General features: G+C 41.2%; 26 protein-coding genes. 13 read left to right on the top strand and 13 right to left on the bottom strand.

Translation table 11 applies throughout. The features are described 5' to 3' along the window. Window positions 1–17 precede the first annotated feature (17 nt). Complete coding sequence (locus tag FC83_RS08120; RefSeq protein ID WP_161633807.1) at window positions 18–593, top strand: tyrosine-type recombinase/integrase; 576 nt, start codon at window positions 18–20, stop codon at window positions 591–593. Here the strand turns inward: FC83_RS08120 and FC83_RS08115 are convergent. Further along, complete coding sequence (locus FC83_RS08115; protein ID WP_035454273.1) at window positions 590–2,002, bottom strand: C69 family dipeptidase; 1,413 nt, start codon at window positions 2,000–2,002, stop codon at window positions 590–592. The two genes, FC83_RS08120 and FC83_RS08115, sit on opposite strands and share 4 nt — an antisense overlap. Window positions 2,003–2,102: 100 nt before the next feature. Between FC83_RS08115 and FC83_RS08110 the strand changes: the two genes are divergently transcribed. Next, entirely contained in the window at window positions 2,103–2,291 is a 189-nt protein-coding gene (locus FC83_RS08110; RefSeq protein WP_035454195.1) for a 2-hydroxymuconate tautomerase, read from the top strand. Between the two features lie 9 nt (window positions 2,292–2,300). Next, the gene (gene lysA / locus FC83_RS08105) at window positions 2,301–3,602 is read left to right on the top strand and encodes a diaminopimelate decarboxylase (RefSeq protein ID WP_035454192.1); all 1,302 of its coding nucleotides are present in this window, start codon (window positions 2,301–2,303) and stop codon (window positions 3,600–3,602) included. Window positions 3,603–3,709: 107 nt separating this feature from the next. Here lysA and FC83_RS08100 read toward each other — a convergent pair whose 3' ends face one another. Next, complete coding sequence (locus FC83_RS08100; RefSeq protein ID WP_035454189.1) at window positions 3,710–4,258, bottom strand: SLAP domain-containing protein; 549 nt, start codon at window positions 4,256–4,258, stop codon at window positions 3,710–3,712. A gap of 202 nt (window positions 4,259–4,460) precedes the next feature. Between FC83_RS08100 and FC83_RS08095 the strand changes: the two genes are divergently transcribed. Both FC83_RS08095 and FC83_RS08090 read left to right on the top strand, forming a co-directional pair. Beyond that, window positions 4,461–4,817, top strand: a complete 357-nt coding sequence (locus FC83_RS08095; RefSeq protein WP_052004826.1) for a metal-sulfur cluster assembly factor — start codon at window positions 4,461–4,463, stop codon at window positions 4,815–4,817. A 140-nt stretch (window positions 4,818–4,957) separates the two neighbouring features. Further along, window positions 4,958–6,370 carry a C69 family dipeptidase gene (locus FC83_RS08090; RefSeq protein WP_035454187.1) on the top strand — a complete coding sequence of 471 codons (1,413 nt, stop codon included), beginning with the start codon at window positions 4,958–4,960 and terminating at the stop codon, window positions 6,368–6,370. A gap of 62 nt (window positions 6,371–6,432) precedes the next feature. Here FC83_RS08090 and FC83_RS08085 read toward each other — a convergent pair whose 3' ends face one another. Next, window positions 6,433–6,618 carry an LBP_cg2779 family protein gene (locus FC83_RS08085; RefSeq protein ID WP_035454184.1) on the bottom strand — a complete coding sequence of 62 codons (186 nt, stop codon included), beginning with the start codon at window positions 6,616–6,618 and terminating at the stop codon, window positions 6,433–6,435. 102 nt (window positions 6,619–6,720) lie between these two features. Between FC83_RS08085 and FC83_RS08080 the strand changes: the two genes are divergently transcribed. Then, entirely contained in the window at window positions 6,721–7,023 is a 303-nt protein-coding gene (locus tag FC83_RS08080; protein ID WP_035454181.1) for a hypothetical protein, read from the top strand. Window positions 7,024–7,066: 43 nt separating this feature from the next. Here FC83_RS08080 and lepB (FC83_RS08075) read toward each other — a convergent pair whose 3' ends face one another. From lepB (FC83_RS08075) to thrC, 4 genes are all read right to left on the bottom strand, one after another. Next, window positions 7,067–7,585, bottom strand: coding sequence for a signal peptidase I (gene lepB, locus FC83_RS08075; protein ID WP_081763135.1), 519 nt, complete (start codon window positions 7,583–7,585; stop codon window positions 7,067–7,069). A gap of 153 nt (window positions 7,586–7,738) precedes the next feature. Further along, complete coding sequence (gene lepB / locus FC83_RS08070; RefSeq protein WP_057002624.1) at window positions 7,739–8,335, bottom strand: signal peptidase I; 597 nt, start codon at window positions 8,333–8,335, stop codon at window positions 7,739–7,741. Window positions 8,336–8,466: 131 nt separating this feature from the next. Further along, window positions 8,467–9,030, bottom strand: coding sequence for a signal peptidase I (gene lepB, locus FC83_RS08065; RefSeq protein WP_035454264.1), 564 nt, complete (start codon window positions 9,028–9,030; stop codon window positions 8,467–8,469). 41 nt (window positions 9,031–9,071) lie between these two features. After that, complete coding sequence (gene thrC / locus FC83_RS08060) at window positions 9,072–10,562, bottom strand: threonine synthase (protein WP_035454177.1); 1,491 nt, start codon at window positions 10,560–10,562, stop codon at window positions 9,072–9,074. Window positions 10,563–10,696: 134 nt separating this feature from the next. On the opposite strand from thrC, the gene rpiA reads away from it, so the two are divergent. From rpiA to FC83_RS08040, 4 genes are read left to right on the top strand one after another with little or no spacing between them, the layout of a single operon-like run. Continuing rightward, complete coding sequence (gene rpiA, locus FC83_RS08055) at window positions 10,697–11,398, top strand: ribose-5-phosphate isomerase RpiA (RefSeq protein ID WP_035454174.1); 702 nt, start codon at window positions 10,697–10,699, stop codon at window positions 11,396–11,398. 5 nt (window positions 11,399–11,403) lie between these two features. Continuing rightward, window positions 11,404–12,201, top strand: coding sequence for a hypothetical protein (locus FC83_RS08050; protein ID WP_035454170.1), 798 nt, complete (start codon window positions 11,404–11,406; stop codon window positions 12,199–12,201). Between the two features lie 36 nt (window positions 12,202–12,237). After that, window positions 12,238–13,224 (top strand): hypothetical protein, encoded by a 987-nt coding sequence (locus FC83_RS08045; RefSeq protein WP_035454167.1) that lies wholly within the window; start codon window positions 12,238–12,240, stop codon window positions 13,222–13,224. 24 nt (window positions 13,225–13,248) lie between these two features. Then, window positions 13,249–14,625: an RsmB/NOP family class I SAM-dependent RNA methyltransferase gene (locus tag FC83_RS08040; RefSeq protein ID WP_057002623.1), complete on the top strand. Its 1,377-nt coding sequence runs from the start codon at window positions 13,249–13,251 to the stop codon at window positions 14,623–14,625. Between the two features lie 100 nt (window positions 14,626–14,725). Here FC83_RS08040 and FC83_RS08035 read toward each other — a convergent pair whose 3' ends face one another. The 4 genes from FC83_RS08035 to FC83_RS08020 form a co-directional block, all read right to left on the bottom strand. Then, complete coding sequence (locus FC83_RS08035; protein ID WP_035454164.1) at window positions 14,726–15,043, bottom strand: DMT family transporter; 318 nt, start codon at window positions 15,041–15,043, stop codon at window positions 14,726–14,728. Window positions 15,044–15,190: 147 nt separating this feature from the next. Beyond that, window positions 15,191–15,448, bottom strand: a complete 258-nt coding sequence (locus FC83_RS08030) for a hypothetical protein (RefSeq protein WP_035454162.1) — start codon at window positions 15,446–15,448, stop codon at window positions 15,191–15,193. Further along, on the bottom strand, window positions 15,448–16,737 hold the full coding sequence (locus FC83_RS08025; protein WP_057002622.1) for a family 43 glycosylhydrolase: 1,290 nt from the start codon (window positions 16,735–16,737) through the stop codon (window positions 15,448–15,450). Before FC83_RS08025 ends, FC83_RS08030 begins: the two co-directional genes overlap by 1 nt. Before the next feature lie 38 nt (window positions 16,738–16,775). Further along, complete coding sequence (locus FC83_RS08020) at window positions 16,776–18,230, bottom strand: glycoside-pentoside-hexuronide (GPH):cation symporter (protein WP_052004816.1); 1,455 nt, start codon at window positions 18,228–18,230, stop codon at window positions 16,776–16,778. Between the two features lie 216 nt (window positions 18,231–18,446). On the opposite strand from FC83_RS08020, the gene FC83_RS08015 reads away from it, so the two are divergent. Continuing rightward, entirely contained in the window at window positions 18,447–19,250 is an 804-nt protein-coding gene (locus FC83_RS08015) for an AraC family transcriptional regulator (RefSeq protein WP_057002621.1), read from the top strand. 190 nt (window positions 19,251–19,440) lie between these two features. Here FC83_RS08015 and uxaC read toward each other — a convergent pair whose 3' ends face one another. Together uxaC and FC83_RS08005 are read right to left on the bottom strand one after the other, a co-directional pair. After that, a complete protein-coding gene (gene uxaC / locus FC83_RS08010) occupies window positions 19,441–20,901 on the bottom strand; it encodes a glucuronate isomerase (RefSeq protein ID WP_035454160.1) in 1,461 nt (486 codons plus the stop codon). Between the two features lie 27 nt (window positions 20,902–20,928). Continuing rightward, window positions 20,929–22,389: a glycoside-pentoside-hexuronide (GPH):cation symporter gene (locus FC83_RS08005; RefSeq protein WP_035454157.1), complete on the bottom strand. Its 1,461-nt coding sequence runs from the start codon at window positions 22,387–22,389 to the stop codon at window positions 20,929–20,931. A gap of 469 nt (window positions 22,390–22,858) precedes the next feature. On the opposite strand from FC83_RS08005, the gene FC83_RS08000 reads away from it, so the two are divergent. Then, window positions 22,859–24,289: a tagaturonate reductase gene (locus tag FC83_RS08000; RefSeq protein WP_169790837.1), complete on the top strand. Its 1,431-nt coding sequence runs from the start codon at window positions 22,859–22,861 to the stop codon at window positions 24,287–24,289. 5 nt (window positions 24,290–24,294) lie between these two features. Next, window positions 24,295–25,797, top strand: a complete 1,503-nt coding sequence (locus FC83_RS07995) for a UxaA family hydrolase (RefSeq protein ID WP_057002620.1) — start codon at window positions 24,295–24,297, stop codon at window positions 25,795–25,797. Window positions 25,798–25,838 lie beyond the last annotated feature (41 nt).

Here is a 25,838-nt window from a genome sequence, read left to right as displayed (position 1 = left end):
AGAAAGTGGGAATGATCGTGAAATCTGACGGTTATCTGGTAAAACCCTTAAAGTCTACTCAAGAGATCAACGACCTATTAAGTGCCATTGATACCATGACTTTTGCCAAACGTAATCGTTTTTTGTTTTTGCTGGGGATCAATACGGGCTTGCAGGCCAGCGACTTGGTCCGTATGCATGTTAGCGATATATTATATAGCTCAGCACCTATTGTTTTTGAAGAAACAACGCGGCGCCCCCGACAATTACATCTAGAAGCAATTCAGGCACAAATCAAAACCTATACTCAAGGCATGGCCCCAAGTTATTGGCTCTTTCCATCTCGTAAGCGCAATAAACAAGGCTATGTGGATCATATCAAAGTTCGGGCAGTCTATCAGATGTTTCAAGTACTGGCTAAATTGACTGACCGCCAGGACCTCGGTACTCAGACAATGCGGAAGACCTATGGCTACTTTTATTATTTGCGGACTAAAAATTTAGCCAATTTGCAACAGCAATTCAATCAGTCTACAGCCGCCTATACGTTACAATATATTGATTGGCAGGTTGAAGATGAGGCTAAGAGCCAAGCTTTAGATTTGGGGCTTTAAAGATTAGTGTCGGTTTTAAAATTTAAAGGTGAGAGATCACAAGCTTTGATCAACAAGTCACTGTATAAGTTGGCCATTTCCGTCTTAGCATAGTGGCTGTTGGCAAAGCTGGCCTGGGTACAAATTTTAGCGGCAGCTGCCGTATCTTTTGCTACTTTTAATGCTTGATCAGTTTTAGCAATGCTATTTAAAAAATGACTGAGCGTTTTATTTTGCAAAGTGATTAAACTGGGCATAAATTGACGGAAATGGCTGTCAATCAGCACACTTAATTGTTTGGCCTGCCAATACGCCGAATTAGCATCAAACTGTAAGACGCCTGTTTGATAATCTGGCGGTGTTTGGGTCAAACCTGCAAAGAAGGGAACAAATAAACTTTGAGCAGCCACCCCCATGGCTAGCCAATGGATATCTCCCACACCGGCTTGACTGGTTGGCCGCATTTGTAAAATATGCGCTTCTTGCGTTTTGGCTAAGCTGATTGGTCGAAATTGATGCTGCTCAGAGGTGCCTAATGCGCCAGTCGGGTCGTATTTTGTTTCGTCAAAGTGACTGCTTAACACATGGATGGCATCTTCTACGTAAAGGGGCCGATTGGCTTTTTGAATAAAAGGTAGGCGATCTTGGGGGTTGTGGGCTAATGTTGGGCTTAAGTAGCGTTGGCCATCCCAAACCCGCGGTGTATTATAAACCCGATCAGTCGCATCATCAGTGCCGAAAATCTGTCTAAAGTTAAAACTGGTATGCTTTTGCCAAAGCTGATGCGTTAGACAGAAATCTCGGATAGTTGGGGCAAATAAAAAGTCAGCAGATTCAAAATCAATCGTCTCAATGGCCAGTTGGTTAGCGACCACGGCATAACTGTCATCCGGGATGCGTTGGGCGACCCATTGGTGACCGGAACCGGTTTCTAGATACCAAGCTTCTTGTTGGTCAGCAAATAAAATGCCATTAGACTCACTGGTCCCATAAGTTTCTACTAATTGACCCAGTCGTAACACGCCAGCTTTAGCGGACTTAACAAAAGGTAAAACGACGGTTACCATTGCTTCTTCAGCAATCCCTGTGGGCACTAGAGGATCGAAGGCTAAAACCCGGGGATTAGCATAAGCACTTTCTGTGGCGCTCATAGCAACGCCATATTCATTAATACCATCTTCTTCAAAAAGGCCATAAGTCGATGTCCATTCTGGCGTAGCGGTATATTTGGCCCAACTTTTTGGCAAAGTTAGTTTCAACCCTGTATCCTTTGATTCAAATACCTGTGGCTGTGGGTATTCTTCATGGGGATGGACCACAAAGTGTTTGGGCCAAGCGGCCTTGCTATCTTCATTGCGGCCAATTAAAATACTGCCATCGCCAGTGGCTTTTTTGCCAATTAAAATACTAGTACAACTAGAAGGGTTAATCACGAGAAAAAACACGTCCTTTGATAAAATTTATTATAAAGCATAGAGTCTATGCGTTAAAAACGGTATAATAGTAAAAACAAAAAAGGAGAGATATATCATGCCATTAATTCATGTTGATTTATTAGAAGGGCGCACACCAGCGCAATTAAAGAACTTAGTTAAAGAAATGACTGAGGTTGTCACTAAAAATACCGGTGCGCCTGCAGAACATATTCATATCGTTTTAAATGAAATGAAAAATGATCATTACGCTGTCGGTGGCGTATTGCATAGTGATGAAAAGTAGAGGTAACCAATGACATATTATCATTACGGGACCATGCAAACAAATGCCCAGCATCATTTGGAAATTGGCGGCGTAGATACCCTGGACTTAGCCCAGACGTATGGGACACCGCTTTATGTTTATGACGTAGCCTTAATTCGCCAACGTATTCAGGCCTTTAAAAAAGTATTTGAAGATCGTGGTCTTGATTATCATATCAGTTATGCCAGCAAAGCATTCTCCGTCTTGGCCATGTATCGCTTGTTAAAAGAAGCGGGAATTGGCGCTGATGTGGTTTCTGGTGGTGAGATTTACACAGCCCAGCAAGCTGGTTTTGAGATGAGCCAAACGTCTTTTAATGGCAACAATAAAAGCCGCGCTGAATTGGTCCAGGCTGTTGAAGCAGGTGTGGGCCATATTATTTTAGATAACTTTCACGAAATCGATCTGTTAGAAGAAGTATTGACTGCTGCTGATACTAAAATGAAAGTTTTATTGCGTTTAGCACCAGGCATTTCGGCCCATACCCATGAATATGATATGACCGGTCAAATTGATTCTAAATTTGGTTTTGATATCCAAAGCGGGCAAGCTGAAGCTGCTTTGACCAAAGTGTTAGCGGCTAAACATTTAGTGTATCAAGGTATTCATGCCCATATTGGCTCGCAAATATTTGAAACAGTTGGTTTTGAAAAAGCGGCAGATGCCTTAATCAAAATGGCAGTTTTGTTCAAAACTAAATTTGATGTGACCACTGAAGTTATTAATGTGGGGGGCGGCTTTGGGGTCCGTTATTCCACGGCGGATACACCCTTAGCCCCACAAACTTATGTTGAAGATATTGTCGACGAAATTAGCAGACAAGTTAAGGCTAATGATTTGACCATGCCAGCTATTTGGATCGAACCTGGCCGTTCGATCGTCGCTGAAGCAGGGACAACCCTTTACACGATCGGTTCTAGAAAAGACATCCCCGATGTACGCAGTTACTTAGCTGTCGACGGTGGCATGGGAGATAACATTCGCCCCGCGTTATATCAAGCTAAGTATGAAGCTGCCCTATGTAATGATCCTGAGGCACAACCTACGCAGACGGTTTCTATTGCCGGGAAGTATTGTGAGTCTGGAGATATGTTGATTTGGAATCAGCCACTACCCCAGACTAAACCTGGAGACGTATTAGCGACTTTTGTAACTGGTGCGTATGGTTATGCCATGGCGAATAATTATAACCGTAACCCCAGACCTGCAGTGGTATTTGTGGAAAATGGGCAAAGTCAATTAGTCGTTCAAAGAGAAAGTTTCGCAGATTTGATTCATTTAGATAAGTAACAAGCAAATTGTTAGTGCGCGTTGCGGCTGGGTTGTCTGGGCGCAACGCTTTTTATGTCAAAAAAAGTCACAGCCAAATTGGCTGTGACGAGGATTATCATTATAAGTTAGTTGGCAACGTAATTGGAAATCGTGACATTGTTACCAGGAATCCATTGGTTCAGCCCTACGTTATACCAAGTCGTGCCATCATGGGCCGTGGTAACTTGTAGTGCCTGCCAGCTAGTACCTGTATTTAAAACTTGGCTAGTGGCATAACCGCCAGGGATCATATAGACTGTTGTTGGTGTATTGACGGTAACAACAGCGTTATATTCGAAAGCAACACCATTATCATAAACGCGATCACTCTTATTGACCATAAAGTCTGCATTGACCCATTGACTGTCACCAACCTTGAACCAAGTGCCTACTTTTGGATCGTAGTTTGTGTCTTGAATTTTCCAAGCAGAGCCAGTTGGCAGATATGCGCCAGTTTTGTCACCGTTAGGGGATGCATAAACCGGAATACCTTCGCCAGGGATATAGTTGACATAACCAACTTGCTCTGCCGCTTGAACGGTACCGGTCGTATTGCCAGCACCAAAGCCGACAATACCTAAGCTAAAACCAACGATACCCATTAAAATCAGTTTGATCATTTTGTTTGTTTTCATAATATATCCCTCCTATCTATCTGTAACTTAATTGTAACATTAATGTCTTAATAATGTAATGACAATTTTGTCACATCCTTTATCTTTAACAATTCTTAAGATTTTGGTTTTATAAAGCGCTATCAAAATATCCGAGATAATCGTTGTACTTTCGGCTAAAAAAAAGTTATACTTACTAATAGATATTAAAGGAGGTTTTCACATGGCAGAAGAAGACAAAAATGAAGTAACCCCTGAAGCTGAAACGACTACTAGTGCTGATATCAAAGATCGTATTCTAAGTGCCCTTGAGACCGTTATTGATCCTGAATTGGGATTAGATATTGTGAACTTAGGCTTGATCTATGATATCAATTTAGATAAAGATGGGTTTTGTACCATCAACATGACACTAACGACAATGGGTTGTCCCTTATCCGATTTATTGACTGAGCAAATTCATCAGGCCTTGGCTGCGGTACCAGAAGTTAAGGATGTTAAAGTTGAATTAGTTTGGTATCCACAATGGACAACAGAACGCATGAGCCGTTATGCACGAATCGCTTTAGGGATTCGTTAAACCAACAGGTTAGGACTGGGTGCAAATTTGCGCCCAGTTTTTTTCATGGTCTTATTCACAAAACTTGTCAGTAGATTTAAGATTTCCTATACTGTAGAAGTAAGACCCTTCAAAATTTCATTTTATAAGGAGTTTTTTTCTTGAAAAAAGCAGCATGTACTTCTATTTTAATTGGTAAAAAAGCCAGTTTGACTGGTTCAACGTTAATTGCTAGAAATGATGATACCTTCTTGCCAATCTCGCCCCAAAGATTTTATATGCACCCTGCCGTTAAAAATGAGCCTGGCCGAATATTGAAATCATATTTAAATGACTTTCAAGCTGAACTACCCAGCAATGGTTATCGGTATAATGCGGTTCCAAACGTCAACTACAAAGTAGAGGGCTATTATGAAGAAAGTGGCATCAATGAAAAAAATGTTGCCATGAGTTGTACAGAAAGCACTTACGGTAATGAACGCACATTGGCTTATGATCCGTTGAATCAAACCAGTGGTTTAGATGAAGACTGCATGCAAAACATGGTGTTGCCCTTTGTAGACTCAGCCAGAGATGCTGTGGCTTATTTGGGCAAACTTATTCAGAAGTTTGGTTCTGCTGCTGGCAATAGCGTCTTGTTCAGTGATGTCAACGAAGTTTGGTATATGGAAATTGTGACGGGGCACCACTGGCTAGCCCAACGCATTCCGGATGATTGTTATGCGGTGGCTGCCAATCAAGTGGCGATCCAATGGGTTGATTTTGATGACCAAGCTAATTTTATGTATTCCGAAGGCATTGAAGCATTTGTGACCAAGCATCATTTAAATCCAGATTTCATTGGGTTTAATTTCCGGCATATTTTTGGGACAGATACGCAAAAAGATCGGCACTATAATACACCCCGGGTGTGGTATGCCCACCATTTGTTTGATGCGCAATTTCCTGAAATGCCAGAATCTAGTGAATTACCTTTTATCGTCAAACCAAAACGTAAACTAGGTATTGAGGATATTGAAAGACTATTGGGGTCTCATTACAATGAAACTCGCTTTGATCCTTTGGGTCAAGGTAGTGAACATGATAAGTTATTGTACCGCCCAATTGGGTTAAATCGGACGCAAAATAGTCATATTTTACAAGTTCGTCAAAATGAGCCTGCTTTGATGTGGTTAAATCTGGGGATGCCCGCATTTAGTCCTTACGTACCATTTTATTGTGATGCCAATGATACGGCACCCAGTTATGAACAGACGCCAATGACTTGGGATATGAAGAGTGCTTATTGGTTATTTAGAACATTATCCATGTTAGTGGAAGCCCATCACGCTGAATTTATCCAACAAGATATTGATTATCTAAAGGAAGTTAAACGGCGTAGTCATGCGTTAATTGCAGAAATTGATGCCAAAGCTGCTGATTTGACCGGCGAGGCATTAACGGCATTTTTAACACAACAAAACTATCTCATCGTGGATACTGTGTTTACTATGACGCAGGATTTAATTGGCAAACTCGTGATTAACGGGTTGGAATTATCTAAATTGACTTTTAATATGGATAAAAATCTTTAAGCATTAAAAAAAGACCATAACTGAAATTGTGATTTCACCATGGCCTGATAAATAACTTAACGTTAATTGCTGTTCATAAATTTCATAAGCTTATCCGTTTCTTCAGGAGTCGCTTGCTTTTCCCCAGACTTTAAATCATGAATTCGTTCAACGGAAAAATGACTAGAGAAGGCAAATTGAGCATCGCTCATGGATGTTCGCTCTTGAAAATGAATGATAGCTTTGGCGAGATTATTTAAATCTGACAAATTGAACACGCTCCAATCTTTGAACTTATGTACCAACACCTTAAGCATAGCATTATTACAATGATTTGCAAAACGTTTGCAATATTTTAAGGAGGCAATCGCATGGCTGATGACAATGACGCGTTGAAGGACTTTCCTTCACAAGAATTCAATGCTTTTTCAACGACTAAAATGGCTAAATTCTTGCTTTATACCAAGAATACATCTATGGCCCAGTTGCGAGAATTTTTCGGCCGGGATTTTAATACCGTTGTTAAGTTTAGAGCAGCGCAATTATTTATTTTTGAGAAATCAAAACAAATACCGGTTGAAATGAATAAAATTATTGTGCAATTTCCAAATCGCAGCTATAAAGTAATTGATGCTGATTATTATCATAAAAATTTTAATGAACCTTTAGTTTAGCAGAAACAAAAAAGTTGACCAAAATTGATCAACTTTTTTTGTTTTAGAAAACAGCAAATTTGGTTACCGGCCAGTACCTAAATTTCACGATACCAACAATATCAGCTCGTTTGATGGTGCCAATCATCCGACTATCTTTAGAGACACTGCGGTTGTCACCCATGACGAAATATTGATTTTTGGGGATGTGATCGCCTTTGTTGAAGAGCCCTTGGTATGTAAAGTCATTGGTGAATAAAGTACCAGTGGGTAGTTTGTTCTTATAGGCATTTAAGTAGGGTTCCTTCAGCTTTTTACCGTTGATATACATGGTATCATTTTTAGAAGCCACGTTGTCACCAGGCAGGCCAATAACTCGCTTGATATAAAAGAAGCCAGGTTCATCAGGAGCTTTTAAAATTACAATATCACCCCGTTTGATGGTGCCGTGGCGCAGGGCCATTACCCGATCCCCAGATTCAAAGGTAGGTGCCATGGAAGGGCCTTCAACCATATGCTTGGCAAGGACCTGGGTCATTAAAAGCCGGCCAATTCCGAAGAAAACCAAAAGTAATATCACCATTTCTAGAAAAAAACGCCAAAGTGGGATGTCATCAGATTTGGAAGTTTTCTTTTTCAAATCTTTGCGTTTCAAAAACAAACAGCTCCTCTACAATTAACTAGTTACGTAGTTTTCATATTACGCTAACTGAGGGTCAATGAAAAGAGCCAATCATCAAAAGATAGTTAATTGATTCAGCGGCCAGTAACGAAATTTGACGACTCCAATGATAGCCGATTTCTTGATGGTACCCAACATGCGACTGTCTTTAGAAATATTGCGATTGTCCCCCATAACGAAATATTGATTTTTAGGAATGTGATCGCCTTTATTAAAAAGACCTTGGTATGTAAAATTTTGAGTGAATAGGGTGCCTGCAGGTAATTTTTGTTTATAGGCATTGAGGTAAGGTTCTTTAAGTTTGTTGCCATTAACATAGATAGTGTCGTTTTTGGCAACCACATTGTCTCCTGGTAAGCCAATGACGCGTTTGATATAAAAGAAACCAGGTTCATCGGGGGCTTTTAACATCACGATACTGCCGCGTTTGATGGTGCCATGGCGTAGAGCCATGGCACGATCGCCATCAGCAAAGGTGGGGGCCATAGATGCCCCCACAACTTGCCGTTCTGCTATCACATAAGTTGTTAGTAGACGACCAATTCCAAAAACGACTAAAAAGACAACGACTATTTCTAAGAAGAAGCGCCAAAGTGGGATATCAGTAGTTTTTAAATTAGATTTTTGCTGTTTTTTTAGTTTCAATATCATCCCATCCTTAATTAAAATTAATCATGACATCATTATTCTAATCATACCTGAATAAAGCGCTTCCGAAAAGCCTTTTTTGGTCATCAAAAAACGACCCACAATTGTGGATCGCTTGAACAAAATGCGCCCTATCAAAAGACGGTAAATTTATTAAGTGGCCAATAACGTAATTTGACGACCCCGATGATGTCCGATTTCTTAATGGTACCCAACATCCGGCTATCTTTTGAAACATTACGGTGATCACCCATCACAAAGTACTGGTCTTTAGGAATATAATTTCCCTTGTTAAACAGGCCTTGGTACGTAAAGTCATTGGTGTAAAGGGTGCCGGCAGGGAGTTTTTTCTTGTAAGCATTTAAGTAAGGTTCCTTCAACTTCTTGCCATTGATATACATGGTATCATTTTTAGAAGCAATATTTTCACCAGGCATCCCCACGACCCGCTTGATATAAAAGGCACCCGGTTCGTCAGGGGCTTTTAAGATGACGATATCCCCTCGGTTAATACTGCTGTGACGATTAGCAATGATCCGATCACCGGATTCAAAGGTGGGTTGCATGGAGGGGCCTTCGACCTGTTCATTGGCAAAGACAAAGGCCATTAACAACTTCCCAATACCAGCGAAAACTAATACTAAGACAACCAATTCAAGGAAAAAGCGACCTAAGGAAGCATCATCTTCTTTTTTCACTGGTTTTTTGGTAGTTTTACGATTCAAAAATAGTCACGTCCTTAGTGAGTTAAAATATTTAATACAGTTGGTGCCATTTGAGCCACAGAAATTGTTTGATCAAAGCGAACTTTAGCCCGTTTTAAATGACTGATGTTTTTAGGGACCGGCAAGCTGATAACATTTGAAACAGCTTGGATGGCCTCAAAGCCGCTTTCAAGTGGTTTATGAGCGGTTAATGCCCACAAAACTGTTTCAGGGAACTTATAAGGATTGGCGGTGGATAAAATCACCATTGGGGCTGTATCTTTGGTATCCTTGAGATAGGCCATTGCCCCATGGGTGGCCACGGCAGTATGGGGATCGATGGTATAATTAGCTTGGGTTTGCGTTTGCCGAATGGCCGCTAGGGTTTGGGCTTGGTCAGTGTCATAAGCCACAAAGTCAGCGAGTTTGGTTTTGGCAGTTGTCGATAGGGTAGCACTGCCGGCAGTTTCAAATTCTTGCATAAAGGCGCTCAGGGCAGTAGGGTCTTCATCTAAGACTTCAAATAACAAGCGCTCCAAATTACTAGACACTAAGATATCCATTGACGGGGAGCTAGTGACGTGAAAGGCGCGTTTCTTATTATACTGACCTGTGTGGAAAAAGTCAGTTAAGATGTTATTCTCATTTGAGGCACATAGCAAGCGTTTGATTGGCAAACCGAGTTTTTTAGCATACCAGCCAGCCAGAATATCCCCAAAATTACCTGTTGGCACACTAAAGACAACCTCATCATTTAATGCGATGGTTTTATTTTGAACCAGTTGGCCATAGGCAGCAAAATAATAAACAATTTGCGGGATCAAGCGGCCAATGTTAATGGAATTGGCAGAAGAAAACTGAATATTTTGGGTGGCCAATTGGGCTTGAATAGCGCTATCGTTGAGAATGGCTTTAACGTTGCGTTGGGCATCATCAAAGTTACCATCGATGCCCAGTACGTTCACATTGTCGCCGGTTTGGGTGACCATTTGTTGTTTTTGAATGGCGCTGACACCATCTTTGGGATAAAAAATGATGATGCGGGTATTAGGTACATCCGCAAAGCCAGCCATGGCCGCTTTACCGGTGTCCCCAGAGGTTGCGGTTAAAATAGTGATTTGGCCATCATAATTATTTTTTGTCATGGCCGTGGTCATTAAGTGGGGTAATAATTGCAGCGCGATGTCTTTGAAGGCCAGGGTTGGCCCATGATAAAGTTCTAAGTAGTTCACATTGCCAGCTTGATGGACGGGGGTGATCAAGTTAGTATCAAATTGATCCCCATAAGCAGCAGTGATGCAGGCTTTTAACTCCGCCTCAGTGTAATCGTCTAAAAACAATTTTAAAATTTGTAGTGCCAAATCCTGATAGCTTAAACCTACTAAATCTTTTAAGGGTGTGGTCAGTTTTGGAAAAATGACGGGTACATATAAACCACCATCAGGTGCCAAACCTTGTAAAATAGCCTGTGAAGCTGTTAAACTATTACTTTCATTGCCACGGGTACTACGATATTGAAGGGTCATGCCATAAACCACCTTATCTTTAATCTAGTCAGACAAAAATTAGTCTTTGATTAATTTTACAATACTTTTGTTTATTTTGATATTGTTTCAAGGTATCTTTATAATAGATATGACATAAAATTTCGGAGGTCAACATGGATATAGAAGACAAAAAGAAAATGGCAGCCTTAGCTGCTTTGGATCGAATTCAAGATGGCATGATTATTGGCTTAGGTACGGGGACCACCGTGCAGTACATGTTGGAAGGTTTAGCCACGCGAATCAAAAACGAACATTTGGACATCACTGGTATTTCGACGTCTGATCGGACCACCAACGCGGCCAACGAATTAGCTATTCCAATGCATGATCTGGATGATGTGCCTTATATTGACTTAACCATTGACGGTGCGGGGGAGATTGATAAGCACTTCCAAGGCATCAAAGATGGGGGGGCTGCCCATGAATATGAAAAAATGGTGGCGATTTCGTCTAAAAAGAATTTTTGGATCGTAGATGATTCCAAATTAGTAGATACTTTGGGCCATAATATTCCGCTACCCGTTGAGGTTGTGCCTTATGGATCCACAAAAGTTTTCAAACGTTTAGAAAATGAAGGCTTAAATCCTAAATTTAGAATGGTGGATAAAGACCATTATTATTTGACCCATGAACATAATTATGTAATTGACTTACATTTACAATCAATTGTCCATCCCCATCATTTGGCCGAGTGGTTGGCCCATCAAGTAGGTGTGTTAGAGCATGGCTTGTTTTTAGACATTGTGGACGAAGTATTTGTCGGCACGGACAAGGGTGTTAAGAATTTAGTACCTAGTCGTGAAAAGCGTTATTAAAACCGATGACAACTGATATTTTTGCCAGCGGCTACTTGCAACAACTGAAAAAGTTTCGGCAATTATTTCAAACTATTCCGGCTATTCAACAGCAAATTGATGTTATATTTGGTGTTTGTTTGAATCTGAGTCAACGGCAATTGCCAAATCAAAGCTTACCTTTTTTAGGCTTGAGCCAAAGTACTTATCTTGAGGCCTTGGTGGCGCTGGGGCAAAATTTGACCTGGCAGCAACGTGCTTACGACCAACAAGTCCAACAAGTTCGCCAATTAGATCATTTACTGCGGAATTTTCGTGATTTTATTGAAAACCAATTTGGTATTTGGTCATTACAGACACAAAGCTTGTTACGTCGCTGGGTGCAGTTGTTTCCAGGTTTAAGTTATCTTGAGGTGATGGCTGGCAATGCGTTGTTTTCTTATGGGATGACTCAACTGCAGCAAAAAGTCGTTACAACAGATGATTTAAGCTGGGGCAAAACCAGCCCCACCGGCCGCCAACCTTGGGTACCTGTACAGTCTTTAGATGCGGTTGAAGCTGTTAAAACTTATGGTCCCAAAGTCGATGCGCTGGTTATGATTTGGAGTCAAGATAAGAACCCCATTGATGTCGCTGTTTTACAGGCATTTAAACAATATATGGCCCACAAAAGCTTTTTTGTGTTGGGTGAATATCTTGGCGCCACCAATAGTCTTGAGTTTTGGCGGACAGCACCTTTTGTCAACGATAAGGCGATTGTTCGCTTAAATCAAATTTATCCCAGATTTGATTTAATTCAAGATAAAATTTTTTTAATACGATAAAATGACCCCGGGGTCAGATAATCGGAGGTTAACGGTTTGTTCAAACGCAGAGTGCTCCTTGGTTTTTTAATTGCACTGGTTTATTTTGCCACGCTTTGGTTGATGGGGCAACATGATCGCAGTACGTATCAGATTCAATTAGATCATGGTGGTTTAAGCGAAGACGCATTAATATTTAACGCTAAAAGTAATTTAAATATGCAACAACTTGTTAAAAAATTATCTCAGCGTAATTATGATAATTATCAAGTACAATTTATCGATCCGGCTCAAGAACAGGTGAGCTACATCTATGCTAAGCACCCTAAAACCAATATTTCTATGATCAGCGGTCGAAACTTCAATACCAGTGATTATAACTCACCATTGCCTTTTGCCATTGTAGGGCAAGATTGGGTGGATAATTTATATAAACCCCAGGTCCAAGCTTATTTGTTTGATCATGAACGCTATGTTGCGGTGATTGGTCAAGTGGGGACGTCCGGGGAGTCATCTTTGAATAATCACCGTTTTATTTCTGTTTCCCCACTACAAACCACCAATGTAACGCCGATTAAAAGCCTAGAGGTAATTGCGGATGGTACGTTGGTTAAGCAGCATCGCCAAGCATTTTTAAAATTAGTTCAAGCTAAGCGGGCTTCGACCTATGTGCCCAAACAAGATGATCAGCAACAAGCCCAACACTGGAGCAGTCGCATTATATTATGGGCCTTATACGGGGGAACTTTTGTCTTAATAAGTTTATTGACCCTGTTATTTTATGGGACCTTTAGACCTGCACTAAAAAGTAGCGACTTAGATAAAACGTTAGATCGAAAAATGAAATGGGGCTATTTACGCCAATTTAGCCTGTATTTACTCGTCAGTGGGGCAATTGGTTATTTTGTGGGCTTATGGCAAACCTATTTAATTAGTTATGAACTCACCACGTATTACATGATCGGCTTGGCCGGTTATGCCATTATTTTAATGGCAATATTATTGTTTACAACTAAGGGCAAACCAACGACGTTTGCCAGTTAAGGTTTCAAATCAAGGAGGTCAGTCGTGAATTTACCCGACGCATTTATCGAAAAGTATCAACAACTGTTGGGCGCTCAAAGTACCGCTTTTATAACCAGTTTTAATCAGCCTGCGGGTAAAGGTTTTCGGATTAATCCAACAAAGCTAGACGCTGTTAAACCTTTGGTAAACACCAAAGCACCCATTGCTTATGTTGAAAATGGCTATTATGGGGCTATTCGTGGGCGCGATATTGTGCACACCAGTGGTGGAGTGTATTCTCAAGAGCCCAGTGCCATGTACGTGGGCGCGGTGGTCCAAGCTAATCCCGGGGAGATGGTCTTAGATTTATGTGCGGCCCCTGGTGGCAAGTCCACGCATATCGGCAGTCAATTGGCTGGCGAGGGGCTATTGGTTGCTAATGAAATTAATCCCAAGCGGGCTAAAGTTTTGGCCGAAAACATTGAACGTTTTGGCTTGCGGAATACGGTGGTGACCAATAACAGTCCTGAACAGTTAGCAGCGGTGTGGCCGCAAAAATTTGATAAAATTTTAGTGGATGCCCCTTGCTCTGGGGAGGGGATGTTTCGCAAAGATCCAGAAGCAACCAAATATTGGCATACCACCTATCCAGCTGAGTGTGCCCGGCGCCAAAAAGATATTTTACAAAGTGCCTTGACCATGTTAAAACCCGGGGGGACCTTAGTGTATTCCACCTGTACCTTTTCTCCGGAAGAAGATGAGCAGGTAATGGCCTGGTTATTAGCCACTTATCCTAGTTTAACGGCCCAGACAATCGAGAAATTTCCAGGGATGGTTGCGGCTAACCCGACTTGGGCCGATGGTAATCCAGATATTCAAAAGGCAGTGCGTCTATGGCCCCATTTGATCCGCGGCGAAGGACATTTTATTGCCAAATTCCAGTTGGCCAGCAATACAACGGCACCTATAGCCTTAGCCAAAAAGACGCCCAAAAAACAACAAGTTAACGGACAACCCACTAAGGCACAAATGGCTATTTTCAATGATTTTGTGGCTCAAACTTTCAAACAAGATCCCTTTACTTGGGGTCATTTAAAGCTGCAGGGCGTTTATCTCCATGAAGTTTCAGATGCGGATTTACCGTTACAGGGCGTTAAGGTATTGCGTAATGGTTTGAATCTAGGGACATTTAAGAAGAATCGGTTTGAACCTGATCATGATTTGGCCGTCACTTTACCTCAAAACAGTTTCAAAGTTCAACACGAAGTGGATGAGGTCGCCTATCAGCAATATTTACATGGTGATATTTTGACATTGCCAAAACCTATTGCTGATCACAAAGTTTTTGGGTTGTTGACCCATGAAGACCTTGGCTTTGCTTTAGGTAAATTTGTAAATCAGCAGGTCAAGAATTTTTATCCTAAAGGTTTAAGACAGTAACTAGCAACAATTTAATTCAAACAAAACCGCCCCCTGAAACTGGTCTTGATAATGGTCAGCTTCAGGGGGCGGTTTACATGTTTATGATGGCGTCACTGGGTTAGTTCAAGTTTAAATTTAATAAAATTGAACCAACTAAAATCAAGCCAGTACCGATGATGGCGCTGGTCGACATTGGCTCATGCCAGATAACGACAGTTAATATGGCGGTGACGACAATGCCAACGCCAGCCCATAAAGCGTAGGCGGTGTTTAGATTGATTGTTTTCATAGCCAGTGACAGCAAGTAAAAGCACATGACATAGGCCAGAATTGCGCCCAAAGCCCAAGTGAGTTTTGTAAAACCATTGGATGCTTTCAGCAAGTTGGTACCCAGTAATTCGCCTAAAATGGCGCCAGCCAAGTAGACATATCCCATAATTTGAACCTCCATTTTAAAAATCAGTCAGTGTTGGTTGTCAAAATTGAGGGATTTCCACTTGGTTGCCCAAGCAACGGCAAAAGCCCAAGTATAGTCTAATTTTTTCATATTGATATTATAGCATTGAAAATTAAATACAGTCAGCTAATACCACTTGGTTTTGTTCATCAATTCTTTGATGTCCGCATAACTGGGATAAGTTGAGGCGCCATCTTTTTGGAAGATTTCAGTTTCATATTGGTTGAACTGATCTGCCAAGTAGTAAGCACTTAAATATTGGATCAATGCCCGTTTTGAAATAGCTTGGGGGTTTTCATCCGCTTTAAAATTTAAGTCAGCTACAACCAGTTTGGCAAAATTTTGTGGATCAATTGTTAAGGGGGTGTCATTTTCTGATATCATTATTGGGTCACCTTTCTATCTGGTTGCTGTTCACGGATTTGATAGCCACTAAGGGTCACGAAAAAATCATCACTGCCAAAACGGTGGCCGGCTTTATCAAACCAGACCCCATGTTCACCAGTGGTTTTGATGATAAGTTGGTAATGGCCCTCAGGTAGCTTGGGGGAAATATAACGTTGGCCTGTTGAAGCCACTAGACTATAAAAATCGATGGTCGTATTTTGAAGTTGTTGACCGGTCGCGTTCTTTAAAATAAATTGACCATAACCACCATGGGGCGTGGTACTACCAGAAACGATGATGCCCGTGCCAGCAAAATTCAGGTCAATTGTTTGCTGAGCTTGATTGCAGTTAAAATTAAGGGGGATAATTTTTGATGTGGGTTTGACGGGGGTTACTTGCTGCCAGTCCCAGTTTTCCCAATAATGGGGAATACTAAGGTGGTTAGCATTAACGGTCAGGGGTAACCAAACCTGGGTGGCACTGGCAGCTTGTTTTGGGAAAGACCAGCGATCGCCCATGTACATGGGGATGATGCCTTTTTTAGTGGCTAGTGGGAAAACAAAGGAGCTTTGGGAATTATAGGTCAGCGATCCCCTGGGACAAAAGGTGCCTTGCAGATGCCAAGGTCCATGAATATTGGTGGCTGTGAGGTAATAGTTGTCGTTACGTTCCCAGCTGGTTTTATTGGAAAATAAGGCAAAGTAATAGTTGCCTTGATGGAACATTGCCGGGGATTCACCCCCAACAGCGATGTTTTCAGCGACGCATTCGACGACGGATTGATAATCGGCTGCCAGTCGGTAAATATTGCCTTCATGGGTCAATAAGTACGCGGTGCCATCCTGATCCACAAAGGTACCCATGTCCCATTTACGGACGGGTTGGCCTTGGTATAAAAGTGGCCCTAAAAATGTAAACGGGTGGGCGAGATCATCCGTGACCGCCACGCCAATATAAGGATCGCGATAGCCCAAATCGTCTGTATGCATCAGCATCACAAATTGATTGGTATTTGGATTCTTTAGCACTTTGACCCGTTCACCAATGCGATTAGGTCCCAGTAAGCCAGACTTTTGTAACGGCAAAGCTAAGCCTTCATAGCGCCAAGTCGCCAAGTCAACGGAAGTATAATGGGAAAAACCAATGAAATGATTGACATCATCGGTTTTATATTCCCCGAAAAGATGAAACGTATCATGAACCTTGATTAAACAGCCCGCTTTGGCATTGACCGGATTATTATGTTGATCATACCAAGGGACGCCATTTGCGATGACTGTTGCCATTAGATCAGAACCTCTTTTATTTTTTGATTTAAAATGGATCAGTTATTGCCCCGTTCAGGAACAACCTTAGGGCGTGTTAGTTTTTCAGACAGTGTATCAACAATTTGGGCATGTTTTTCTTCGGTGAGTTTGACTTTCCATAAGAAGATAATTAAAGAAATCACCATCAAAATTGCAGGTACAACAAAGGCTAGCAGATGAAATGTCTGGATATTTTGGGTGCTCAGATCGGTCGCTTTATTGGCATTGCTCATATTTGCGGCGATGACAATGAAACCAACAATGCCACTGGATAATGAGCCGGCGATTTTATCTAAAGAACCGTGGACGGAAACGGTGACGGCTTCATTACGAATACCGTGTTTTAACTGCTCATATTCGATGGAATCAATAGCGATCATCATGGTAACTAAGGCAATGAGTTGTTGCGGTAAGAAGAATAAAACGGTTGCAATAACCACTAAAACAAGATTTTTCCCGGAGAAGATAAAGAGTAATTCTGCCAGCAGCATACCAGAAATTGCTAACAGATAAACGCGCTTGCGGGAAATCCATTTACATAGGATTGGATAAAAAGGTACGGAAAAAATCCCGCAAAAAGCTGAGGCAGCTCCCACAACCCAATACCAAGTCGGCCGGGCTAGGACATAGTTATAGACATAAAAGATGGATGGTTTGGAGGTGACATTACCAATGGCGAAAATCAAATAGGTCAAGGACACCCACATAAGTTGATCATTTTGAAAAATTGATTTAAAAATATCTTTGATATTGGCGCGTTTGCGACTTTCCCGAATAATACTGGTATTTTCCCGAACGTTCATCATGGAAATTGTCATGGTAATCATGCAATAAATAGCTAAGATTAACCCTAACCAAAACCAGCCTTGAATCCCCTGTTGGTGTTGACCGGTCATTAAGTAAGTAAAGAAGACCACGGCTGGGATCATAAATAGGGGCACAATATCGCCGCCACCTAAGGCAGCGCCGATGCGGGCATAAGACGTGATGATACCCCGTTCTTTAGAATCCACACTCAAGGCTGGTACCATCCCTGCAAAAGAGGTGTCTTTGACGGTATAAATCAAGTCGATCAAGGCATAAAAAACGATGACGGTGGCCGCTAGTAAGGCGTAATTTTTATCGAGAAAACGTAAAAATCCCGAGTATAAAACGATTAATAGGAGTGAGTGAAGGATCGTTGCCCCCCAAGCCCAAGGGCGGAATTTACCAAAACGGGTGGTTTTACGATTGTCGATAAATCCGGCAATCAGAGGATCAAAAAAGATTTCACATAATCTGATGACAACAATAGAGCTGGTCAATAGGGCAATTAGTTGGTTGGCATTTTTTAGCCCCGCAAATAAAGAAGTGGTGGCGTAAATAATGAAAAGATTGGCCATCATGTTATAGGCCATATCATGACCAGCTTCACCAATTGTGTAAGAAATACGTTGTTTGTATTTACTTGGTGTGGCATGTTCTCTTGACATGATTTTCCCTCGCTTAATGAATAGATTTTAAAACTGGTAGATCATCCAGGAATCCCGAAATACGTTTGCTAGTAAACAAGTACAGCATAAGCTGTAAACGGATACAATTATATACGGATTTATGGGGAAAATATGCAAATTTGATTTTTTATGCTAATATTATTTTTATTTAAACGGTGTCATGACGCTTATATTAAATATAATGAGGTCAAGAATATGCGAATTCACTTTACGAATATCAATCAAGATCTACCGCTGTTTTGCGAGAATATTGGCTATGACTGGCACCAAGAAAATGTACAGCGACCTAAGGGCTATTATTATTACCATTGGTTACAGTCGCAAACCGGGACGGGTATTTTCATGGTGGATAATCAGCGTTTTGTATTAGGCCCGAATCAGGGAATTTTATTAGAGCCTAATGTTCCCCACAGTTACCAAGCTAAGGTAGGGGAGACTTGGCAGACGAGTTTCTTAGTTTTTTCAGGGGCCATTGCCGGGAATATGATGACCTATTTGGGGGTTAATCGTTATTTATATGTGCGTCATATTCAATTGCAATTAAGCCAGTTCATTCAGAAGTCATTTGGTATTTTTGAAACAGAGGATTTAGAGAGCACGTACGCCCAGTCGGAAAAGCTGTATGAATTTCTGCTGTTATTAAAGCGCAATGTGCAACATCAAGCGACTTCAAGTCTGGTGGCGGCAATTGTCCAGCCAATTATCAATTATATCAATATCAATTATGCCAATAAAATCACCAACAGCGACTTGTCCCGGTACACAGGTTATTCGGTGGCTTATCAGAATAAAATTTTTTTAGAATATTATCAACAAACACCGCTACAATATTTGACGGCTTACCGTTTGCGTAAGGCAAAATCATTTTTATTGGTCCATCCTGAATGGCCGATTCAAACCATTGGCAATCGGGTGGGCTTTGACGATATTTCTCATTTTACCCAATACTTTCGCCAGTATACTGGAAAAACACCCAGTGCCTTTCGCAAGGACCGTTGATCAGGTGCGACGCTGGCCATTTGTCGCGATGATAGGATGGTGGCAAGTCATAATTCTCAATTAGTAGCATTCGATAATTCAACACAACCAACAGACAAACCTTAAACAACGTAAAAAAACTGATCCAATGCACTATTGCTAGTTCAAAGAATCAGTTTTTTATCTGATTAAATATACGGCGTTGCCTAATTTAGGCCTTGGTTTTAGTTCCAAATAATTCGGCTGGGGTTTGATCTTGGAAGAAACCGAAGAAATGATAGGCATTGTTATAAGCAATATCTTGAACGATTTTACCTAAGTAAGCTTCATCATCGGGTACCCGACCTTGCTCAGCGAGTTCCCCATAGAAATTGCACAAAACCCGCCGGAAATACTCATGACGGGGGTAAGATAAGAAGCTGCGGGAATCCGTTAACATCCCCACAAAATTAGGCAGCGAGCTTTGTTGGGCAAAAGTCCGCAATTGTTCGTGCATGCCTTCAGCGGTGTCGTTGAACCACCAACCGGCCCCTAATTGCATCCGCTGTATGCCACCTTCTAAGAAGCAAGCCATCATCGTGGCCAATTCCAGCCAGTCATTTGGGTTTAAGGAATAGAAGATGGTCTTAGGGATATCATTAGTATCCCGCATTTTAGTGTAAAGTTTTTGCAGATGTAAAGCGATATCTGGTTGGGTCCCAATGGCATCATAACCAGTATCTGGCCCTAATTGTTTAAACATTGGTCGGTTGATATCGCGCACAGAATTGACATGCCATTGCATGGTCCAGTCAAATTCTGTATTTAATTTCATCAAATTTTCCAATAGCATGGTTAAGTATTGATCGATCTCAGTTTGTGTTAAAGCTTCATTGGCGATGCCCTTAGCCAAAATAGTGTCCAGGGTTTCAGGTGTGGCTTCTTTAAAGTGATAGGTCAATAGGGAGTGATCAGACAAGCGGCCACCCATTTCATGAAAGAATTCAAAGCGTTGGTGTAAAGCTTTGATCAGGTTGTCAAAATTTGTAATGGTGACACCGGATACGGCACTCAAGGTTTTTAAGTAAGCGCCAAAGCCATCGCGATCAATTTGAATTAATTTATCTGGGCGCATGGCTGGCAAGGTTCTAAAGCCATTTTCAGATTCTTCAGCTTTCAATAGCTTATGGTACTTTAAATCGGATGCTGGATCATCAGTGGTACAAACAGCTTGAACATTTGAGTTGCGAATTAAGCTTCTTGGTTTAAAACCATCAGTTTGTAACAGTGCATTGGCCCTTTGCCAAATTGCTGGGGCCGTTTTTGTATTGAAGGTCTCATTGATCCCAAAAAAGCGGCGTAATTCCAAATGAGTCCATTCATATAGTGGATTGCCGGCTGAGTGCTCGATAGTCTTGGCCCAAGCCAAGAATTTCTCGTAATCGTCCCCATCACCGGTGATGAGGTCTTCCGGGATCCCATTAGCCCGCATCAAACGCCATTTGTAATGATCACCATAATGATCTTCATTGATCCAAATCTTAGTAATATTGGGATAGTTCTTATTTTCATAAATTTCGTTGGGATTTAGATGACAGTGAAAATCAATGATGGGCATATCTTTAGCGTAGTCATTGAATAATTTTTGACTCATTTCGTTGTTTAATAAAAAATTCTTGTCTAGTAATGCCATAATACATGCGCTCCTTAAATTATTGATTTATTTTTTAATATCTTTATCGCCAATTTTACCTTTTTCCCAAACACCATTATCTAGATCAGCAGCAATTTTTGTGTAACGATCATCAGTTAATTTATATAAGAAACCGACGACGACGGCGGCAATCAATAGACAAACCCCGGGATAAAGCGTCATAGCAGCTTTAATGCCGGTGAGGGTCCTAGGGGTTTGGTGGGCATTAGCCACATAGCCCGTTATTGCCAAGACACCGGCACTAACCAGGGCTGCCAGGGATTGGGCAAGTTTTCTAGAAAAGTTAAAGGCTGCATAAGTAAGGGCTTCTTTACGCATGCCAGTGTGCCACTCACCATAATCAATCACGTCAGAGACAAAGGCCCAAGTGATCCCATTGGGAATAGCTAGGGCGGTGTAGCCAATGGTCACGAGAATAATAAAGGTCGCAATATTTGTAGGTAGGATGAAATTTAAAATATTAGCAGCCGCACCTACAATGAAACTGACCATCGCCGTTTTGCGTTTGCCAAAGTGTTTGGTGAGGGTAGGGATCATGAATACACCTACAATTGAAGTACCCATCATAATAGCATTGACAATGGGTTGTAACCCAATATGGCCTAGATTGTATTGGGCAAAGAAAACCATCATTTGGTTATTGGTATTCATAGCGGAAATGGTGAAAATTGTCATCAAAATAATAGCAAAAAGCGGGCCATTGGTAAAAATAACCTTAAAATAATCCTTGAAGCCCTCAGGTTGGGCACCTTTATCACGATGGACTTTAACATTTTCGCGAGTACCTAAATAACAGATGATAAACATGACAACACCTAGAATCGCAAAAATAGAAGCAGCGATTAAGTAACCATGACGTTCATTGTTACCGCCAAACATGGTCATCAGTGGAATAAAAGCAATCCCCGTTAAGAATTGGGCGCCTACAGAACCAACTTGCCGTGAAGTGGCTAAGAAGCTACGATCTTGAACATTTCGAGTCATGACGGAAGCCAATGAGCCGTAAGGATCATTGGTAAAAGAATAAATAGCACCCCAGATCATGTAAACCACATAAGCATAGATGATTTTACCTGTAGGTGATAAGTCAGGCATCGTAAAAGTTACGATTGTCATGATACCAAGTAGGAATGACGAAATTAACATAACAGGTCGAAACTTACCAGCTTTGCCTATTTTTTTGCGGTTGTCAATAACGGAACCGGCAATCGGATCCATGAAAGCATCAAATATCTTTGTAAAGCCAAATATTCCTGCAACCGCGCCAGCTCCAATACCTGCAGCGTCAATCCAAAATTTCGTCAAGTAGGCTTGACCTAAATCAAACATAAAACCATTCCCAAAGTCACCAAAACCGTAAGCGATTTTCTGTCGTAGTGGGATGCGCTTGCTATGATGACCATCGGTTAATTCCTGTGCTAATGTTTTCTGCCGCTTAGCAGTGGCGGCGGTTCTGTCTTCTGCCATGTTTTTAACTCCCCTTTATGTTCAGCAGCTTTGTTGTGATAGCTAAAGAAATCAGTTGATTTTAAAAAAATAAAGGCATTAAGTAAGCGGTAACATGTTAACGATTTCATAATATTGCTATTTAGCATCGGTGTCAACTATATATTCAATAATTCACAAGGATTATCACCAAATAACCAGCGATTAAATGCTTGTTAACGATAATGTTGTTCAAAAATAATCATATGAGGAACCATTTTTCTTAAGATTAGGTAAATAGGGGATAAACCGGTGTTCAAGGCTGATATATCCTGTTTGGTAATATCAATTAATTGTGAAGCAACTGCTTTTTAGGGTTGACATTTCTTATAATAATTCATATTATGAAATCGTTAACACGGACTTATTTTGTATTTAGAACATCGTTTAAAATCGTTACGAAATTTGCACAAGGCAATACTTGGTATGATTAAAAATTGGAGGCTATCTCATGACACAAGAAACACTGAAGCAATTAGATAACACATTTCGTAAATTGCCCCGATATCCTACGAAAGTTATTCAATTCGGGGAGGGTAATTTTTTAAGGGCATTCGTAGATTGGCAAATCCAACAAATGAATAAACACGGCTTGTTTCAGGGGGGTGTCGCCGTTGTTCAACCGATTGATCGGGGCATGACCAAAATGTTGGATGAGCAAGATGATCTTTACACAGTGTTGTTGGAAGGCAAATTGGCCGGTAAAAAGGTGCAAGAACATGAGATTGTTGAAAGCATTAATGAAACGATTCGGCCCTATGAGGATTATCAGGCCTACCTTGATCTAGCTAAGAATGATGCTATTCAATTTATTTTTTCAAATACAACTGAAGCAGGTATTGCTTTTGACCCACAAGACACATTAACTGCACGACCTCAGAATTCCTATCCTGGCAAACTAACTGCTTTATTGTATGAACGTTTCAAACTGGGTAAAAAAGGTTTTCAAATTATTCCATGCGAGTTGATCAATCATAATGGCAATACTTTAAAAGAAATCGTTCTGAAATACGCTAAACTTTGGGACCTTGGGCAAAACTTTGTAGATTGGATCAACACCGACAATGATTTTTATGCGACGCTTGTTGACCGTATCGTACCCGGTTATCCTAAAGATCGGGCGACAGATTTAGAAAGGGCATGGGGTTATCATGATAAGTTAATTGTTAAAGCAGAACCTTTTCTTATCTTTGTCATCGAAGGCAACAAAAAACTAGAAAAGTTGTTACCGTTAAAAGACGCCGGTTTAAACGTGGTTGTGACCGATGATATGCAGCCTTATCGTAATCGTAAGGTATCGCTATTAAATGGTCCCCATACGACGATGAGTCCCATCGCTCGGCTGGCGGGCATTGATACGGTGGGCAAAGTGATGCAGGACAAAGATTTTTACAAATTTATCAACGATGAAATGTATCAAGAAATTATTCCCACCGTGGCACTGCCTAAAAAAGAGTTAGTAGCCTATGCAGAAGGGGTCAAGGAGCGCTTTGAGAATCCTTATGTCAACCATGAGTTGAGTTCGATTGCGTTAAACAGTATTTCCAAATTCAAAGCCCGCTTATTACCGACCTTTAAACGTTATGTAGCTACCAATCACAAACTCCCACAACGAATTACCTTAGCTTTAGCCAGTTATTTAAAGATCTATGGCGGAAGAGCTGATTTTGAGCCCCAGGATACCCCGGAAGTCTTAGCAGCATTCAAGACTTTAGTGCAAAATGACGACTATGTGACCGCTGCCTTAGCTGATGCGAAATTATGGGGAGAAGATTTAACTCAATATACTGGTTTAGTGACGCTGGTCAAACAAGATCTTCAAAGCCTTGATCAAGGTGGTGCCCGTCAAGCTGTTCAGCAGATCAATCAAAAAGGAGACTAGCGCATATGAATTGCTTTATTATTTTAAATCCCAAGGATTCCGTGGGTGTGGCCTTGCAGGATTTACCAGAAGGTACGAAAATACAACTGGCTGATGGGACTTTCTTGGGTCTAAGACAACCAGTTAAGCGGGGCCATAAGTTTGCGCTAAAGGATATTGCAGCAGATGAGGATGTTCTTAAATATGGCTATCCCATTGGGCATGCCACTGCAAAAATTGCCAAGGGGGCTTGGGTGCACACCCATAATCTGAAGACGAATCTATCTGGTGAATTAAGTTATACTTATCAACCCATTCAAATTGAACGACATATTGCGAAGGATACGCGGACTTTTATGGGGTATCAGCGACCAAATGGGAAAGTTGGGATCCGCAATGATTTGTATATTATTCCCACGGTGGGCTGTATCAATCCGCTCTTAGACATTATTGTGGAACAGTTTAAGGCGTTGTATCCGGACAATGGCTCATTTGATAATATCGTGGTATTAAAACATCCTTATGGCTGTTCACAGTTAGGGGATGACTTTGAACAGACTCGCAAAATTTTAGTAGATGCCGCACTGCAGCCCAACGCTGGTGGCGTCTTGGTATTTGGCTTAGGTTGTGAAAACAACCAAATGGCAGGTATGAAAGTCGAAATCGAAAAAATTGGCGGCCCAATTGATCCAAATCGGATGAAATTCTTAGTTTCCCAAGATGTGGATGATGAATTAGGAACGGCTTTAGAGATGTTAGAAGCACTTAACAGGGCGGCTGCTGATGATCGACGTAGTGCACAGCCACTGAGTGAATTAAAGATTGGGTTGAAGTGTGGCGGCTCTGATGGCCTTTCTGGCGTCACTGCCAATCCATTATTAGGGCGTTTGTCAGATTTTGTTACGGCTCAAGGGGGCTCGACCGTATTGACTGAAGTGCCAGAAATGTTTGGTGCTGAAACAATTTTGATGTCCCGGGCAAAGGAGAAAACAACATTTGAAAAAACAGTTGACTTGATCAATGATTTTAAAGCTTATTTCGAATCATTCCATCAGCCCATTTATGAAAATCCATCCCCAGGCAACAAGGCAGGGGGGATCACGACCCTTGAGGATAAGTCTTTAGGCTGTACACAAAAGTCAGGTACCTCTGCGGTCAATGATGTCTTGCAGTATGGTGAAAAGATTAAAACCAGGGGTTTGAGTTTGTTACAGGCACCTGGCAATGATTTAGTATCTTCTTCTGCTGAAGCTTCAGCGGATTGTCAAATGGTGTTGTTTACTACCGGAAGGGGCACACCATTTGCAACATATGTGCCAACGGTTAAAGTGGCTTCTAATTCTTATATTGCCAATAAAAAACCCCGTTGGATCGACTTTGATGCTGGACAGCTCATGCAAACTTCGATGGCTGCATTAACAGATCAATTTATTCAATACATCATTGACGTGGCCAGTGGCCAGAAAACAAATAACGAAAAGTACGGTATTCATGGCCTAGCTATTTTCAAAACTGGCGTCACAGAATAAAGCACAACAAAAAAGACAGATCATGACATGTTTAGTCGTGG

The sequence above is a fragment of the Agrilactobacillus composti DSM 18527 = JCM 14202 genome, from assembly GCF_001436375.1.
Lineage (GTDB): Bacteria > Bacillota > Bacilli > Lactobacillales > Lactobacillaceae > Agrilactobacillus > Agrilactobacillus composti.
The sequence above is the reverse complement of the archived record's forward strand: the minus strand, read 5'-3'. Positions and strand labels throughout refer to the sequence as shown.